Annotated in this window: 15 protein-coding genes; 2 read left to right on the top strand and 13 right to left on the bottom strand. The window is 71.6% G+C overall.

The genetic code is table 11. The features are described 5' to 3' along the window. Positions 1–7: 7 nt before the first annotated feature. The 11 genes from nuoI to DFQ13_RS08410 all read right to left on the bottom strand — a co-directional run bounded on the left by nuoI (position 8) and on the right by DFQ13_RS08410 (position 12,637). The gene (gene nuoI, locus DFQ13_RS08465) at positions 8–532 is read right to left on the bottom strand and encodes an NADH-quinone oxidoreductase subunit NuoI (RefSeq protein WP_110079440.1); all 525 of its coding nucleotides are present in this window, start codon (positions 530–532) and stop codon (positions 8–10) included. Next, positions 529–1,830: an NADH-quinone oxidoreductase subunit NuoH gene (nuoH, locus tag DFQ13_RS08460; protein WP_035279419.1), complete on the bottom strand. Its 1,302-nt coding sequence runs from the start codon at positions 1,828–1,830 to the stop codon at positions 529–531. The genes nuoI and nuoH overlap by 4 nt, the downstream gene beginning before the upstream one ends. Then, positions 1,827–4,280 carry an NADH-quinone oxidoreductase subunit G gene (locus tag DFQ13_RS08455; RefSeq protein ID WP_110079439.1) on the bottom strand — a complete coding sequence of 818 codons (2,454 nt, stop codon included), beginning with the start codon at positions 4,278–4,280 and terminating at the stop codon, positions 1,827–1,829. The genes nuoH and DFQ13_RS08455 overlap by 4 nt, the downstream gene beginning before the upstream one ends. Then, positions 4,277–5,602, bottom strand: a complete 1,326-nt coding sequence (nuoF, locus tag DFQ13_RS08450; RefSeq protein WP_035279417.1) for an NADH-quinone oxidoreductase subunit NuoF — start codon at positions 5,600–5,602, stop codon at positions 4,277–4,279. Before nuoF ends, DFQ13_RS08455 begins: the two co-directional genes overlap by 4 nt. Continuing rightward, a complete protein-coding gene (gene nuoE, locus DFQ13_RS08445; protein ID WP_052020777.1) occupies positions 5,599–6,459 on the bottom strand; it encodes an NADH-quinone oxidoreductase subunit NuoE in 861 nt (286 codons plus the stop codon). Before nuoE ends, nuoF begins: the two co-directional genes overlap by 4 nt. Beyond that, positions 6,456–7,853 carry an NADH-quinone oxidoreductase subunit D gene (locus DFQ13_RS08440; RefSeq protein ID WP_110079438.1) on the bottom strand — a complete coding sequence of 466 codons (1,398 nt, stop codon included), beginning with the start codon at positions 7,851–7,853 and terminating at the stop codon, positions 6,456–6,458. The genes nuoE and DFQ13_RS08440 overlap by 4 nt, the downstream gene beginning before the upstream one ends. Further along, positions 7,850–8,650, bottom strand: a complete 801-nt coding sequence (locus tag DFQ13_RS08435; protein ID WP_052020776.1) for an NADH-quinone oxidoreductase subunit C — start codon at positions 8,648–8,650, stop codon at positions 7,850–7,852. Before DFQ13_RS08435 ends, DFQ13_RS08440 begins: the two co-directional genes overlap by 4 nt. An 11-nt stretch (positions 8,651–8,661) precedes the next feature. Beyond that, positions 8,662–9,210 carry a NuoB/complex I 20 kDa subunit family protein gene (locus DFQ13_RS08430; RefSeq protein WP_035279413.1) on the bottom strand — a complete coding sequence of 183 codons (549 nt, stop codon included), beginning with the start codon at positions 9,208–9,210 and terminating at the stop codon, positions 8,662–8,664. 17 nt (positions 9,211–9,227) lie between these two features. After that, positions 9,228–9,626: an NADH-quinone oxidoreductase subunit A gene (locus DFQ13_RS08425; RefSeq protein ID WP_035279410.1), complete on the bottom strand. Its 399-nt coding sequence runs from the start codon at positions 9,624–9,626 to the stop codon at positions 9,228–9,230. Positions 9,627–10,783: 1,157 nt separating this feature from the next. Then, positions 10,784–11,263: a DinB family protein gene (locus DFQ13_RS08415; RefSeq protein ID WP_110079437.1), complete on the bottom strand. Its 480-nt coding sequence runs from the start codon at positions 11,261–11,263 to the stop codon at positions 10,784–10,786. A gap of 72 nt (positions 11,264–11,335) precedes the next feature. Then, positions 11,336–12,637: a geranylgeranyl reductase family protein gene (locus tag DFQ13_RS08410; RefSeq protein ID WP_052020775.1), complete on the bottom strand. Its 1,302-nt coding sequence runs from the start codon at positions 12,635–12,637 to the stop codon at positions 11,336–11,338. 144 nt (positions 12,638–12,781) lie between these two features. Here DFQ13_RS08410 and DFQ13_RS08405 point away from each other — a divergent pair, with 144 nt between their 5' ends. Further along, positions 12,782–13,489, top strand: coding sequence for a DUF4328 domain-containing protein (locus tag DFQ13_RS08405; protein ID WP_052020774.1), 708 nt, complete (start codon positions 12,782–12,784; stop codon positions 13,487–13,489). On the opposite strand, the gene DFQ13_RS08400 is transcribed toward DFQ13_RS08405, so the two are convergent. Together DFQ13_RS08400 and DFQ13_RS08395 are read right to left on the bottom strand one after the other, a co-directional pair. Beyond that, the gene (locus DFQ13_RS08400) at positions 13,479–14,165 is read right to left on the bottom strand and encodes a demethylmenaquinone methyltransferase (RefSeq protein ID WP_035279407.1); all 687 of its coding nucleotides are present in this window, start codon (positions 14,163–14,165) and stop codon (positions 13,479–13,481) included. The genes DFQ13_RS08405 and DFQ13_RS08400 overlap by 11 nt on opposite strands. A gap of 24 nt (positions 14,166–14,189) precedes the next feature. Beyond that, on the bottom strand, positions 14,190–15,299 hold the full coding sequence (locus DFQ13_RS08395) for a glycosyltransferase family 4 protein (RefSeq protein WP_035279406.1): 1,110 nt from the start codon (positions 15,297–15,299) through the stop codon (positions 14,190–14,192). 155 nt (positions 15,300–15,454) lie between these two features. Between DFQ13_RS08395 and DFQ13_RS08390 the strand changes: the two genes are divergently transcribed. Continuing rightward, a complete protein-coding gene (locus tag DFQ13_RS08390; protein WP_035279405.1) occupies positions 15,455–16,273 on the top strand; it encodes an inositol monophosphatase family protein in 819 nt (272 codons plus the stop codon). Positions 16,274–16,296: the final 23 nt, after the last annotated feature.

Below are 16,296 nucleotides of genomic sequence, written 5' to 3'. Positions count from 1 at the left end.
GTGGCGCTCACTTGGGCGTCTCCCCTCGGGCGAGCTGCGGGCCGTTGACGTAGTAGTCCTGCTCGTTGTCACCGAGGCGCATCGGGTGCGGCGGCTGCTCCATCCCGGGCAGCAGCGGCGCGAGCAGCTCCTCCTTGGTGTAGATCAGCCGCTGCCGGTCGTCGTCGGCCAGCTCGAAGTCGTTGAGCATGGTCAGCGAGCGGGTCGGGCAGGCCTCGATGCACAGGCCGCAGCCGATGCAGCGCAGGTAGTTGATCTGGTAGTCGGCGCCGTAGCGCTCCCCCGGGGAGTAGCGCTCGTCGTCGGAGTTGTCGCCGCCCTCGACGAAGATCGCGTCCGCCGGGCAGGCCCACGCGCACAGCTCGCAGCCGACGCACTTCTCCAGCCCGTCCGGGTGCCGGTTGAGCTGGTGGCGGCCGTGGTAGCGGGGCGCGGTGCCGGGGAAGTTCTCCGGGTACTCCTCAGTCACGACCTTCTTGAACATCGTGCTGAAGGTGACCCCGAAGCCCTTCAAGGGATCGAAGATGCTCACTGCTCAGTCTCCTTCTCGGCGCCTGCGCCGACCGACGCGGTCTGGCGCTTGCGGCGCACCCGGCGCGGGGCCGCGGCGTCCTTGTCCGGGACGACCAGGTCCAGCGGCGGGATCGGGTAGCCGCCGCCGGTGACCGGCACCCGGTCGGAGTCCTCGTCCGGCGCCGCGCGGTCGGGCAGCAGGAAGCTGAGCCCGATCAACACGACCAGCACGATGCCGCCCGCGACCAGGATCGTCGTCGCGGAGATCTCGGCCTCGTTGCGGAACGCGCGCAGCGCGACCACCAGCACGATCCACACCAGGTTCGCCGGGACCAGGATCTTCCAGCCCAGCCGCATGAACTGGTCGTAGCGCATGCGGGGCAGGGTGCCGCGCAGCCAGATGAACACGAACAGGAAGAACCAGGTCTTGGTGAAGAACCACAGCAGCGGCCACCAGCCGGTGTTGAAGTAGTTGTCCCCGATCAGCGACACCGGCCACGGCGCCATGTACCCGCCGAGGAACAGCGTGGTGCAGAACGCGGAGACGATGACCATGTTGACGTACTCGGCGAGGAAGAACAGCGCGAACTTCATCGAGCTGTACTCGGTGTGGAAGCCGCCGACCAGCTCCGACTCGGCCTCGGGGAGGTCGAACGGGGCGCGGTTGGTCTCACCGACCATGGAGACGCAGTAGATGAGGAAGCTGGGGATCAGCAGGTAGAAGTACCAGCCACTGGCTTGCGCGTCGACGATGTCGCCGGTGGACAGCGATCCGGTGTAGAGGATGACCGCCACGATCGACAGGCCCATGGCGATCTCGTAGGAGATCACCTGCGCCGCCGAGCGCAGACCGCCCAGCAGCGGGTACGGCGAGCCGGAGGCCCAACCCGCGAGCACGATGCCGTAGACGCCGAGCGAGGAGCAGGCCAGCACCACCAGCACGCCGACCGGCAGGTCGACGAGCTGGAGCACGGTGCGCTCGCCGAAGATCGAGACCTCCGGGCCGAACGGGATCACCGAGAAGGCCAGGAACGCCGGGATGGTGGAGATGATCGGCGCCAGGAAGTAGACCTTCCGGTCGGCCGTGTCCGGGATGATCTGCTCCTTGAACGGGAGCTTGATCGCGTCCGCGATGGACTGGAACCAGCCGTTGGGCCCGACCCGGTTGGGGCCGGGGCGGTGCTGCATCCTGGCGACGATCTTGCGCTCCAGGATGATCATCGCCATGGTGGCCAGGGCGCCGAGCAGCAGCAGCGCCACGGCCTTGATCAGGATCAGCCAGAGCGGGTCGTCCGCGAGCAGTTGGGCCCTGGTCATGCGTTGCCTCCAGCGTTCACGGACACCACGTCGCCGTGGCCAGCCCCGAGGACCCGGCGGGGAGCCGAGCCGGGCGAGTTCGCGGGCAGCCAGACCACGCCGTCGGGCAGGTCGGCGATCAGCACCGGCAGGGTCAGCGCGCCCCGGTTGGTCGAGACGCTGACCTCGCCACCCGGTGCCACGCCCAGCGCGGCGGCGGTGCCGGGCGAGACCCGGGCCACGACCGGGCGGGCGGTGCCCGCCAGGTGCGGCTCGTCCACCTGGAGCGACCCGTCGTCCAGCAGCATCCGCCAGGTCGACAGCACGACCTGCCCGGCGGCCGGGGTGACCGGTTCGGCCGCGACCGAGGGGGCGGGGGTGGTGCGCGCCACGGACGGCAGCCTGGCCAGGTCGGCCGCGCTGGCGGCCGGGGTCTGGGTGAACAGGTCGACGTCCATCTCGACGGCGAGCGAGTCCAGCACCCGGCAGTCCGGCAGCGCGCCGGTGCCCGACAGGGTGTTGCCGAACGGGCGGACCCGGCCCTCCCAGTTGACGTAGGAGCCGGACTTCTCCACCGCCGGGGCGATGGGCAGGACCACGTCGGCGTGCGCGGTGACCGCGCTGTGCCGCAGCTCCAGGCTCACCACGAACCCGGTGGCGGCCAGCGCCCGCTCGGCGAGCTGCGGGTCGGCCAGGTCGAACGGGTCGACACCGCCGACGACCAGGCCGTCGATCATGCCAACGGACGCGGCGGAGAGGATGCCGTCGGTGTCGCGGCCCGGAGCCGGGGGCAGGCTGCCCTCGGCCAGGCCCCACACCTGCTCGACCGCGGCGCGGTCGCGGTGGTCGCTGACCAGGCGCCCGCCGGGCAGCAGGGTCGGCGCGGCACCGGCGTCGAGCGCGCCGCGCTCACCGGCGCGGCGCGGGACCCAGGCCACCTTGGCGCCGGTGGTCCCGGCCAGCCGCAGCACGGCGCTGAACAGGCCGGGCACCTCGGCGGCGCGCTCGCCGACGAGGACCACCGCACCGGGGGCGCCCAGCGCGGCGGCGGCGTCCGGGGCGTGGGTGCCCAGGCCGTCGAGCGCGGCGGGTTCGGCGCCCGGGGCGCAGGCCAGCAGGGTGGCGGAGGTCTTCTCCGCGCTGGGGCTGGTCCACTGCCCGACGTGGAACACCCGGGTCTTGTTCTGGCGGGCCGCCTTGCGCAGCCGCAGGAACACGATCGGCGACTCCTCCTCGGCCTCGAAGGCCACGGTGAGCACCGCGGGCGCCGCCTCCAGGTCGGCGTAGGAGACGCCGGTCTCCGGGGTGGTGCCGACGACCGCGGCGGCGAGGAAGTCCAGCTCCTCGGTCGAGTGCGGCCGGGCCCGGAAGTCGATGTCGTTGGTGCCCAGCGCGATCCGGGCGAACTTGGCGTAGGCGTAGGCGTCCTCGACGGTCAGCCGACCGCCGGTGAGCACCGCGGCGCCCTGGCCGTCGCGCGCCCTGGCCAGGCCCTCGGCCGCGACCTGGAGCGCGTCGGTCCAGCTCGTCTCGACCAGCTCACCGGTCGCGCGGTCGCGGACCATCGGCCGGGTCACCCGGTCGCCGACCCCGGTGTAGCGGAACGCGAAGCGGCCCTTGTCGCACAGCCACTCCTCGTTCACCTCCGGGTCGTCGCCCGCGAGCTTGCGCATGACCTTGCCGCGCCGCCAGTCGGTGCGCTGCGCGCAGCCCGACGAGCAGTGCTCGCACACGCTGGGCGTGGACACCAGGTCGAACGGCCGCGACCGGAACCGGTAGGCGGCGGAGGTGAGCGCGCCGACCGGGCAGATCTGGATGGTGTTGCCGGAGAAGTAGCTCTGGAACGGCTTCTCCTCGGCGATGCCGATCTGCTGCTGGGCGCCGCGTTCGAGCAGTTCGATGAACGGGTCGCCCGCGATCTGCGCGGAGAAGCGGGTGCAGCGCTGGCAGAGCACGCAGCGCTCCCGGTCCAGCAGCACCTGGGTGGAGATCGGCAGCGGCTTGGCGAAGGTGCGCTTGGTCTCGACGAAGCGGGATTCGGTGCGCCCGTGCGCCATGGCCTGGTTCTGCAGCGGGCACTCGCCGCCCTTGTCGCAGATCGGGCAGTCCAGCGGGTGGTTGATGAGCAGCAGCTCCATCACACCCTGCTGGGCCTTGTCGGCGACCGGGGAGGTGATCTGGGTCTTGACCACCATGCCGTCGGCGACGGTGATGGTGCAGGAGGCCTGCGGCTTGGGCATCGGCCGCCCGCCCATCTCCACCTCGACCAGGCACTGGCGGCAGGCGCCTGCCGGGTCGAGCAGGGGGTGGTCGCAGAACCGGGGGATGGTGATGCCGAGCCGCTCGGCGGTGCGGATGACCAGCTCGCCCTTGGGCGCGTCGACCTCCACCCCGTCGATGACCAGCCGCACGTGGCCCTCGGGCACCGGCGGCTTCTCGGTCGTGGTGGGGTTCTCCGGCGCGATCGTCATGAGTGCGCTCCCGCGAGTGCTGGGGCGGAGGTCTTCGCGTTCTGGTCGCAGAGCGCGAGGAACTCGTCCCGGAAGTACTTGATGCCGCTGGTGATCGGGCTGACCGCGCCATCACCGAGGGCGCAGAACGAGCGGCCCAGGATGTTGTCGCAGATGTCGAGCAGCGTCTCGATGTCGGCGGGCGTGCCCTGGCCGGCGACCATCCGCTCCAGGATGCCGGTCAGCCAGTAGGTGCCCTCGCGGCACGGGGTGCACTTGCCGCAGGACTCGTGCTCGTAGAACTGGGTCCACTTCATGACCGCCCACGGCACGGACACGGTGTCGTTGAAGACCATCACCGCGGTGGTGCCCAGCATGGACCCCGCCCCGGCCGCGCCCTCGAAGTCCAGCGGGACGTCGAGGTGCTCGGCGGTGAACATCGGCGTGGACGAGCCACCCGGCGTCCAGAACTTCAGCGGGATGCCGTCCTTCATGCCACCGGCCAGTTCCAGCAGCTCGCGCAGCGTGGTGCCCAGCGGCGCCTCGAACTGGCCGGGGTTGGTGACGTGCCCGGAGATCGAGTAGATCTTCGGGCCGGGCGACTTCTCGGTGCCCATGGTGCGGAACCAGTCCGACCCGCCGTTGACGATGAAGGGAACGCTGGCGATGGTCTCGACGTTGTTCACCGTGGTGGGCGCGGCGTAGAGGCCCGCCGCCGCCGGGAACGGCGGCTTGAGGCGGGGCTGGCCGCGGCGGCCCTCCAGCGAGTCGAGCAGCGCCGTCTCCTCACCGCAGATGTAGGCGCCCGCGCCCGCGTGCACGGTGATCTCCAGGTCGAACCCGGAGCCGAGGATGTTCGTCCCCAGGTACCCGGCGGCCTTCGCCTCGCGCACCGCCGCGTTGAGGCGGCGGATGCAGTGCAGGGCCTCGCCGCGCACGTAGATGAAGCAGTGGTGCGAGCGCATCGCGTACGAGGCGATGACGCAGCCCTCGATCAGCGAGTGCGGGTCGGCCATCATCAGCGGGATGTCCTTGCACGTCCCGGGTTCGCCCTCGTCGGCGTTGATCACCAGGTAGTGCGGCTTGTCCTCGTTGGGCGGCATGAACGACCACTTGACGCCCGCCGGGAACCCTGCGCCGCCGCGGCCGCGCAGGCCGGAGGCCTTGACCAGCTCGACGAGCTGCTCGGGGGTCCCGCCCAGCGCCTTGCGCAGCGCGGTGTAGCCCTCGAGCTGCTCGTAGGTCTTGATCGACCACGAGGTGGGCGAGAGCCAGCGCTTGGTGAGGACCGGGGTGACCGGCGCGGGCTTGTTCGGGCCCGGGGCGGTAGTCGGTTCGGTCATTTCTTCTCCACCTCCGGCAGCGGCACGTCGTCCGGGTAGGGCACGGCGGTCCAGCCGCGGTCCTCGGCGAGCTTGGCGCCGCGCAGGGTCTCCACCGCGGCACTCGGACCGTCCACAGTGGCGCGGTAGTCCGCCTCGTCCTCCGGCCAGAACCCGGCCAGCTCCAGCTCCGCGGTGCGGAAGTCGCGCAGCGGGGCGCCCCGGGTGGGGGCGGGCTTCTCGCCCGCGCGCAGCGCGTCGACCAGGGCGACCGCCGACTCCGGGGTCTGGTTGTCGAAGAACTCGTAGTTCACCTGGATGACCGGGCCGAGGTCGCAGGCCGCCAGGCACTCGGCGTGCTCCAGCGTGATCGAGCCCGGCTCCCCCGGCTCGCCCGCGGTCTCGTTGTGCCCCAGCTTCTTCCCGTCGGAACCCAGGTGCTCGCCGAGCGCCTTGTAGATGTCGTCGCCGCCGAGCACCGCGCACAGGGTGTTGGTGCACACGCTGACCAGGTGCTCACCGCAGGTCTTGCGCTTGTACATGGTGTAGAAGGTCGCGACGGCGCTGACCTCGGCCGCGGTCAGGTCGAGCTGCGCGGCGCAGAACTGGATGCCCGCCTGGCTCACCCTGCCCTCCACCGACTGCACCAGGTGCAGCATCGGCAGCAGCGCCGAGCGCGACTGCGGGTAGCGGGTGATGATCGCCTGGGCCTTGCCCACGATCGGGTCGAAGACGCCCAGGTCCTCGACGTACTCGGCCACCAGGTGCTCGGCCGGGACCGGGGAGACACCCAGGACGTCGGTGTCGCGCACCGTCGCCTGGTGGGTGTCCCCGGCGCCGACGCCGGAGCCGCCGTAGGTGGAACCGGTGCTGCTCATCGGTCACATCCCCCCATCACCGGGTCGAGCGAGGCGACGGCCGCGATGACGTCGGCGACCATGCCGCCCTCGCTCATCGCGGGCATGGCCTGGAGGTTGACGAAGCTGGGTTCGCGCACGTGCACGCGCAGCGGCCGGGTGCCGCCGTCGGAGACCAGGTGGTAGCCCAACTCCCCGCGCGGCGACTCGACCGGCACGTACACCTGGCCCGCCGGGACCGCGAAGCCCTCGGTGACCAGCTTGAAGTGGTGGATCAGCGACTCCATGGACTGGCCCATGATCTTGCGGACGTGCTCCAGGGAGTTGCCCATGCCGTCGGCGCCGATGGACAGCTTGGCGGGCCAGGCGATCTTCTGGTCGGCCACCATGACCGGGCCGGGCTCCAGCTTCTTCACCGCCTGCTTGATGATCCGCAGCGACTGGTGGATCTCCTCCAGCCGCAGCAGGTAGCGGGCGAAGGAGTCCGCGGCGGTGTCGGTCGGGACCTCGAAGTCGTACTCCTCGTAGCCGAGGTACGGCTCCACCTTGCGCAGGTCCCAGGCCAGGCCCGCGCTGCGCAGCACCGGACCGGTGATGCCCAGCGCCAGGCAGGCGTCCACCGGGAGGTAGCCGACGTCCTTGAGCCGGTTGCGCCAGATCGGCTGGCCGGTGAGCAGCTTGTCGTAGTCCGGCAGGCGCTTCTCCATCACCTTGACGAACTCGCTGATCTTGCTCGCGTAGTCGTCCGGCAGGTCCTGGGCGACGCCGCCGGGGCGGATGAACGCGTGGTTCATCCGCAGGCCGGTCAGGTGCTCGAGCAGGTGCAGGGCTTCCTCGCGCTCGCGGAACCCGGAGGTCATCGCGGTCAGCGAACCCAGCTCCATGCCGCCGGTGGCCAGCGCCACCAGGTGCGAGCTGATCCGGTTGATCTCCAGCAGGATGACCCGGATGACCTGCGCGCGCCGCGGCGCCTCGACGCCGAGCAGCTTCTCCACCGCCAGGCAGTACGCGGCCTCGTTCGACAGCGGCGCCAGGTAGTCCATGCGCGTCACGAAGGTGACGCCCTGGGTCCAGGTGCGGTACTCGCAGTTCTTCTCGATGCCGGTGTGCAGGTACCCGATGACCGACCGGGCCTGGGTGACGGTCTCGCCCTCCAGCTCCAGCACCAGCCGCAGCACGCCGTGCGTCGACGGGTGCTGCGGGCCGAGGTTGATCACGATCCGCTCGTCGTGGATCGCGTCTTCCAGCACGTCGTCCCAGTCGCCGCCGGTGATCGTGTAGACGCGGCCCTCGGTGGTCTCGCGCTCCTGGGCGTAGTCGGCCTGGGCGGTGCTGTCGCTGCCCTCGGCGGTGGTGTCGGTGCCGGTGGCGGCGTCGGACAGGTTCTCGGCCTTGGTCCCGTGTGAGGTGGTCACGAGTACGACCTCCGCTGGTCGGGCGGAGGGATCTCCGCGCCCTTGTACTCGACGGGGATGCCGCCGAGCGGGTAGTCCTTGCGCTGGGGGTGGCCGTCCCAGTCGTCCGGCATGAGGATGCGGGTCAGCGCGGGGTGGCCGTCGTAGACGATGCCGAACATGTCCCACGCCTCGCGCTCGTGCCAGTCGGCGGTCGGGTAGACCTCGACGACCGACGGCACGTGCGCGTCGTCGACGTCGAGGGCGACCTCCAGCCGGATGCGGCGGCGGAACGTCATCGAGGTCAGGTGGTAGACCGAGTGCAGCCGCTGCGGCACGTCCACGCCGTAGTCCACACCGGACACCGAGCTGCACAGCTCGAACCGCAGCGCGGGCTCGTCGCGCAGCGTGCGGCACAGCTCCAGCAGGTGCTCGCGGCGCACGTAGAAGGTGATCTCGCCGTGCGAGACGGTCACCTGCTGCACGGCGGAGGCGGGGATGTCCCGGTTGGCCATCGCGGCGGTGAGGTCGTCGGCGAACTCGTCGAACCAGCCGCCGTAGGGCCGCTCGGCCGGGGCCGGGCTGAACGCGGGCAGCCGCAGGCCGCCGAAGCCGGAGGTGTCGCCGGTGCCGCTGATGCCGAACATGCCGGAGCGGGTGCGGCCGGTGACCAGCGGGGCCTTGGGCTCGGCGTCGCCGGGGCCGGTGACCTGCAAGCCCTCGTCGGGCTGCTGGGCGGAGGAGTCCGCGCCGCCGATCTCGTGACCGGCGTCGGACTCGGGGGTGGTGGGGTCTGGGGTGGTGGGATCGTCAGCCATTCGGGTTCACCTCACTTCTTCGCGTACTTCACGGTGGACGCGATGAGCTCGGTGCGGGCGCCGCTCTGGGCGCGGATCGCGGCCCGGGCGGCGTTGATCGGCTCGTCGCCGATCTTGGCGTGCAGCTTCAGGATCGCGTCGATCAGCATCTCCGGCCGCGGCGGGCAGCCGGGCAGGTACATGTCGACCGGGACGATGTGGTCGACGCCCTGCACCACGGCGTAGTTGTTGAACATGCCGCCGGAGGAGGCGCACACGCCCATGGCCAGCACCCAGCGCGGCTCGGCCATCTGGTCGTAGATCTGGCGCAGGACCGGGGCCATCTTGTTGGTCACCCGGCCCGCGACGATCATCAGGTCGGCCTGGCGCGGCGAGGCGCGGAAGGCCTCCATGCCGAACCGGGCGATGTCGTAGCGGGGTCCGCCGGTCGTCATCATCTCGATCGCGCAGCAGGCCAGCCCGAAGGTGGCGGGCCACAGCGAGTTCTTGCGGCCCCAGTTCACCAGCTTCTCCAAGCTGGCCAGCATGATGCCGTTGGGGAGCTTTTCCTCGAGTCCCATGACCTCAGTGCCTCCCGTCAGTTCCAGTCGAGGCCGCCGCGCCGCCACACGTAGGCGTAGGCGAAGCCGACCGTCGCGATGAACAAGAAGATCTCGACCAGTCCGAACAGACCGAGGACGTCCGCCGACACCGCGAACGGGTAGAGGAACACCATCTCGATGTCGAACAGGATGAACAGCATGGCCGTCAGGTAGTAGGCGACCGGCACGCGGCCACCGCCCACCACCGGCTGCGGCGATGGCTCGATGCCGCACTCGTAGGCCTGGAACTTCGCCCGGTTGTAGCGGCTGGGCCCGACCAGGGGTCCCAGGAGCGCGGAGAACACCGCGAACGCCGCGGCCAGCGCGAACATCACCACCAGGGGGAGGTAGATCCCCAGGTCCGACGACACGTCCGAAGATTGGGCTACGAGCATGGGCACTCCGTCGTCCTTTCCCGCTTCCTCCGGCCCGAACCCTATGGGGCATCGGTCACACCACCCGTTGTTAGGCAGCCCTAACCCATACCATGCGATCGGGTGATGATTGTGAAAACATTCACAAGCTGGCGCAGCCTGGTGTGAACGGGTTCACAAGCATCGGGGCCAGTGTAGGACGCGGCTCACAACGCGAAACCCTGGGTCCCGGACAACTCTGCGTGACCATTCTCATGGCCGTGACCTGGGCGGACTCACCAGTACGGGTGTATTGCTTCTCACTCCTCCGAGGCTGCCCGCAGACAAGATCATCTCTGAGTTACCCATAGATCAAGATCGACATCCGCCGACCGGGCACCGCCTCGGCGAAACGGGACCGAGAGCCGCAACCCGAGGCGGATGGCCGATCAGCGCCCAACCCATGAGCGCAGAATCTGGTCTCAATGCCAAAGACGTGGCGGTATGCCTGTGGTGCGGATCGTGCCGTGTGCCCATTGGAGCGGTGATTGGCAGATTGCCCGATCGGATGTTCCATCTCACAAGTCGATCCGGAAATTATTACACCCAGCCGGGGGTGGTGACCGTGCAGCGCGCCGCGAGCACGGGCGGGCGCGGCGGAACAGTGGACGAGAAGATCACGCGCCCGCAGTGCGACGGGTCGCAGTGGGTGGACGCATGACGAACCAGTGAGGCGGCACAGATGAACGGCGGCTACGGGGACGACGAGACAGGCGACGACGTGGAGGTCCCGTCGGAGACCCACACGGTGTGCGTGCTGTGTGGCGGCGGGGGCCTGATCGCGGACCCCAAGCTCGCCATCATCGGTGGTGTACCTCGCACGGTGGACAATGGACGCCCGTGCCCACACTGTCAGACCGTGGGACACTTTCCCGGAATCGTCCCCCCCGTGTGAGCGGGTCAGGCCACGGCGTTCGTGAACGGCAGCAAGCCCCCGGCCATACGGTCGGGGGCTTGCTGCCGTTCACGGGTTTTTCTGTCGTCACAAAGCGCCCGGAAGGCGGACGATTGAGAAAAAAACCGGGTTGACGGTCTTGCACGAACGGGCGATGTGTTGCTTGGTGGTGTCTCTTGGTGGTCTCTTTCCGGAGTTCGGAGGGTGGTCGCGCGAGGGAGCCCAGAACTGCGGGTGGGTGAACTCAGTCGGTGAGGACCTGTTCGCGGAGGATGTCGGCGTGGCCGCAGTGGTGGGCCAGTTCCCACAGGACTTGCAGGTACACCCAGCGGAGCGTGCGCGGTCCGGTCCGGTGGCCGGTCACCACGGTGTCCAGCGGCAGGTCCGCGACCGCGGTCCTGGCCGTGGCGCAGGCTTCCCGGTGGGCCGCGGTGACCGAGGCGACGGTGTCGCCGTCGGCGAGGCGGAAGGACTCGTCCGGGTTTCCCACCAGGCCGAGTTCCCGGCGGGGCGTGCCGCCCACGCACTCCTCGAACCACACCCGCTGCATCCACGTGACGTGCTTGAGCAGCCCGAGCAGCGTCGTCGCCGACGGGACGAGTGCGCGGCGGGCCTGTTCCTCCGTGAGGGAGTCCAGCGTCGCCTCGACGGCGGCGCGGTACTCCTCGACGAACGCGTCCAGTTGGGTGCGTTCATCATCCAGCGGCACGTCGAACGCACCCATCGAGTCCTCCATCACGCCACAGCAGCCCCGGGCTTCGGTTGCGGGGCAACAGGTCGGCGACTCAGCGCCCGGTCAGACGGTGGGGGCCATCCTGGTGGCGGCGACGATGACCTTGTCGAAGGCGTCGCCGTCCTTGGGGTCGTAGAGGCCCGCCAGGAGCTTGAGCACGAGCTTCATCAGCGTCTGGCGGGGGAGGCCGTACTTGGTGGCGAGGGCCATGACCTTCGGGTTGCCGATGAGCTTGGAGAAGATGTTGCCCAAGCGGTAGTAGCTGCCGAGTGCCTGCTGGAGGGCGACCGGGTAGCCGTGCAGGGCCTTCTCCCTGGCCGGGCCCTCGGCGCGGGCCAGGGCCTGGATGACGCACTCGGCGGCGATCCTGGCCGACTCCATGGCGTAGCCGATGCCCTCGCCGTTGAAGGGGTTGACCATGCCGCCCGCGTCGCCGACCAGGAGCAGGCCGTCTCGGTAGTGGGGGGTGCGGTTGAAGCCCATGGGGAGGGCCGCGCCGCCGATCTTGCCGGTGGCGTTGTGCTCGCGGAAGCCCCACTCCTCGGGGGTTCCGTCCAGCCAGGACGTCAGCAGCTTGCGGTAGTCGGTGCTGCCGAACGCCTTCGACGTGGACAGGATGCCCAGGCCGACGTTGACGGTGCCGTCGCCCATGCCGAAGATCCAGCCGTAGCCGGGGAGCAGGACCGGGTTGGCCGGGTCGGACCGGTCCCACAGCTCCAGGTGCGACTCCAGGTAGTCGTCCTTGCTGCGGGGGCTGGCGTAGTAGCGGCGGACCGCGACGCCCATGGGGCGGGATTCGATCTTGTCCAGGCCGACCGAGAGGGCCAGGCGGGCGGAGACGCCGTCGCAGGCCAGGACCAGCGGGGCGCGGTAGGTGACCGGGGTCTTGTCCGGGCCCGCCTTGGCGGTCACGCCGACGACGCGGCCGGTGCGGTCGTCGGTGACGGCGCCGGTGACCGTGGTCTGCTCCAGCAGGCGGGCGCCCGCGCGCTGGGCGGTGCGGGCCAGCATCTCGTCGAAGTCCTGGCGGGGGCGGACGACGCCGTACGGGGGGAAGGTGGCCAGGTCCGGCCAGTCCAGTTCCAGGGTGACCCCGCCGCCGACCACGCGCAGGCCGCGGTTGTGCAGCCAGCCCGCCTCTTCCCTGGTGTCGACGCCGAGGTCGATGAGCTGCTTGACGCCGCGGGGGGTGAGCCCGTCGCCGCAGACCTTCTCGCGGGGGAAGGTGCTCTTCTCGAGCAGCAGGACGTCCAGGCCCGCGCGGGCGAGGTAGGTGGCCGCGGTCGAACCTGCGGGGCCCGCGCCCACGACGATCACCTCGGCGTCCTCGCCAGCCTTGCGCCTGCTGATCGAAGAAGTCGTCATGCCGCCCAGTCTAGGGCGTGCCGGGAGCGGCCCGTCCGCGCAGCGCCCGCGTGGGACACCGGCGCCGGGGTCTGGTGAAACGGGTGTACGGCGGGTCACGATGTTCCCCGGGTCGACCACGGCCCGCCAGGAGGCGCACCCTCGATGACCGAGATGACCGGTGTGGCGCGGACGGACGACCACGCGCCCGCCGCACCGCCGGACGACGTGCCGATCGTGCGGCCCGCGCACACCGCCCGCTGCACCGCGTCCGGGTTGATCGCGGTCACCGCGCTGGTCGCCTGCTCGGCGGCCTGGCAGGCGTGGGGTTCCTACGCGCTGGTGCGCGACCCGGCGGCGGAGGCGGCGCAGCTCGTGGCCGCCAACGGGCGGGCGGTGACGCTGGCCTGGGTGTGGCTGGTCGGGTCGGTGGCGTCCACGGCGGCCTTCGCGACCTGGCTGCGGCGGGCCCGGGCGAACTCGGCGCGGATCTGCGCGGCGCCGCACCGGTTGGGGCCGGGGTGGGTGGTGGGGGCCTGGTTCGTGCCGGGGCTGAACCTGTGGCTGCCCGCGGTGGTGGTGTCCGACGTGTGGCGGGCGAGCAACCCGGACGTGCCGCCGCGCGGGGCCGACCTGCGGGCGGTGCCGACCGGGTGGGTCGTCGGGCTGTGGTGGGGCGCGTCCCTGCTGTCCCTGCTGGCCGAGGCGGTCGGGGTGGTGCTGGCGGGCGGGCACGCGGTGGCCGCGTTCGGGGCCGTGTACGCCGCCGCCGCGGTGGGCGCGGGGCTGACGGTCGTGGCCGCGGCGGCGGTGCTCTACCTGATGCGGCGGGTGGACCGGTGGCAGACCGGTCGGGAGGCGGTCACGGCTTGACCGCGCGGTGCAGGGCGACCACGCCGAAGGTGAGGTTGCGCCACTCGACCTCGGTCCAGCCCGCCTTGGCCACCAGTTCGGCGACCGAGCGCTGGTCGTGCCAGTCGCGCATGGACTCCGCCAGGTAGGCGTAGGCCTCGCCGTTGGAGGAGAACGGGCGGGTGATCAGCGGCAGCGCCCGCAGCACCGTGTTGTGGTAGAGCCAGCGCAGGGTGCGCAGCGGCGGCTGGGACACCTCGCACACCACCAGCCGCCCGCCCGGCCGCACGACGCGGCGCATCTCGGCGAGGGCCTCCACCGTGGGGACCATGTTGCGCAGTCCGAAGGTGACGGTGACCGCGTCGAACGCCTCGTCGGCGAACGGGAGGTGGAAGGCGTCCGCGGCGACCCTGGGCACGCCCCGGCCCGCGCCGCCGGAGAGCATCGGCAGCGAGAAGTCGGCGGCGACGCACCAGGCGCCGGAGCGGGCGTACTCCACGGTGGACACCGCGGTGCCCGCGGCGAGGTCGAGGACCCGCTCCCCCGGGCGGGCGTCGAGGACGCGGCGGGTCTGCTCGCGCCAGCGGCGGTCGAACCCGAGTGTCATGACCGTGTTGGTGCGGTCGTAGCCCTGGGCGACACCGTCGAACATCTCGGCGATGTCGTGCGGGTCCTTGTCCAAACCGGCGCGCGCCATGTGCGGCAGCGTACGAGAAACGCCTCAGGCGGCCACCGCACGGGTGTCGTCGAGCACCGCCCGGTAGTGGCCCAGCAACTCCTCGCACACCCCCGGCCAGCCCCGGTCGCGGACCGCGGCGCGGCCCGCGGCGCCCATCCGGCGGCGGGTCAGCGGGTCGGCCAGCCGGTCGACGGCGCCGCGCAGGTCGAACTCCGCCGGGTCGAGCAGCAGCCCGGTGCGGCCGGGGCGGACCAGGTCGCGCGGGCCGCCCGCGTCCGGGGCGATCACCGGCAGCCCGGAGGCCATCGCCTCCTGCACGGCCTGGCAGAAGGTCTCGTGCGGGCCGGTGTGCACGAACACGTCGAGGCTGGCGTAGGCCTCGGCGAGCGCGGTGCCGTCGCGGAAGCCGAGGAACGCGGCACCGGGCAGCAGGGCGCGCAGCGACTCCTCGGCGGGCCCCTCGCCGACGACGACCACCCGGACCCCGGGCACCCCGTGCAGGGCGGCGAGCCGGTGGACCTGCTTCTCCGGGGCGAGCCTGCCGACGTAGCCGACGAGCAGTTCCCCGTTCGGCGCCAGCTCCGCGCGCAGCGCCCGGCTGGCGCGGTCCGGGCGGAACCGGTCGGTGTCGACGCCGCGGCCCCAGCGGTGCACGCGGGGCACGCCGTGCGCGGTGAGGTCGTCGACCGCGGCGGTCGACGGGGCCAGGGTCCGGTCCGCGCCCGCGTGCAGCCTGCGAATCCAGCGCCAGGCCGCCCGGGAGCCGCGGCTGAGGCCGTAGGCGGCGGCGAACCCGGCGACGTCGGTCTGGTACACCGCGACCGTCGGCACCCCGAGCCGGTTGGCCGCCCACAGCCCGCCCGCGCCGAGCACGAACGGTGACGCCAGGTGCACCACGTCCGGGTCGAACGCGGCCAGTTCGGTGAGCACCCGGCGGGTGGGCACCCCGATCGGCAGCGATGTGATCAGCGGTACACCGACCGCCGGGACCCGGGTGACCTCGGCGTGCCGGTATCGGTCCTGGCCGGGCCCGGGGGCCACGACGAGCGCCGGGTGGCCCCGGCGCTGCAGGTGCTCCACCACCCGCAGCACGGAATTCGCGACCCCGTTGACCTGCGGCAGGAAGCTCTCGGTGACGATGGCGACGCGCACGGGTCCGACCGTCGCAGCCGGGATCGACCTGGGCGTGGCAGTCGGGCGAACGGCCGCCGAACAGCCGGTGCCCCGCGCGACCTTGGCCCGACCATCGTCGTTTGGTCACCTGGGGGTCGTGAACCGGACACCAGAGGTGGTCACCCTAGGTCGGCATGACCCTCATGTCACCGCGTCCGCGCGGCCAGGTGGACCCCGGGCTGCTCTCCAGGGCCCTGGAGACCGCGGGCAGGCTCGCCAACGACGCCACCGACGTGATCACCGCGACGGCGGGTCGGGACGCGGTCCTGGACACCCCGGAGTCGCCGTTCGACTGGGTCACCGACACCGACCACACCCTGGAGCGGCACACCCGGCGGGTGCTGACCGCGGAGTTCCCCGGCATCCCGGTGGTCAGCTCCGCCTTCGGCGCCGAGGCCGGGTCCCGCTACCGCTGGGTGGTCGACCCGCTCGACGGCACCGCCAACTACGCCGCGGGCATCCCCTGGTGCGCCTACAGCCTGGCCCTGGTCGACGCGGACGGCCCGGTGGTCGGGGTGGTCGCCGACCCGTTCCGCGGCCGCATCTACGCCGCGGCCAGGGCGCGCGGGGCGCGGGTGAACGGGGTGCGGATCGCGCTGCGGGACCGCACCTCGGTGGCGGGGGCGATCGTGTGCACGGAACTGGTGTCGGGTGGGCCGTGGCCGGGGCTGGCCGGGTTCATCGAGCGGGCGGGGGCGGCCGCGGCGCGGGTGCGGGTGCTCGGCTCGTCGGCGCTGGCGGTCGCCCAGGTGGCGCTGGGGCACGCGGCGGCGGCGGTGCTGCACGGCTGCCGGGAGCACGAGGTGGCCGCCGCGGTGGCGCTGGCCTCGGAGTCGGGGGCGGTGGTGCTGGACCGGTCGGGGCGCGACGCGGTGCGGTTGCCCGCGGACGGGCTGCTGGTGGCGGCGCCGGGGGTGGCCGAGCAGGCGCTGGGCTGGTGGCGCGGCGGCTGAGGAACTGGCGATCAGGACTGGCG

It is taken from the genome of Actinokineospora spheciospongiae (assembly GCF_003182415.1).
Lineage (GTDB): Bacteria > Actinomycetota > Actinomycetes > Mycobacteriales > Pseudonocardiaceae > Actinokineospora > Actinokineospora spheciospongiae.
Note: the sequence above shows the minus strand (reverse complement) of the source record. Positions and strands in the feature narration are given on the sequence as shown.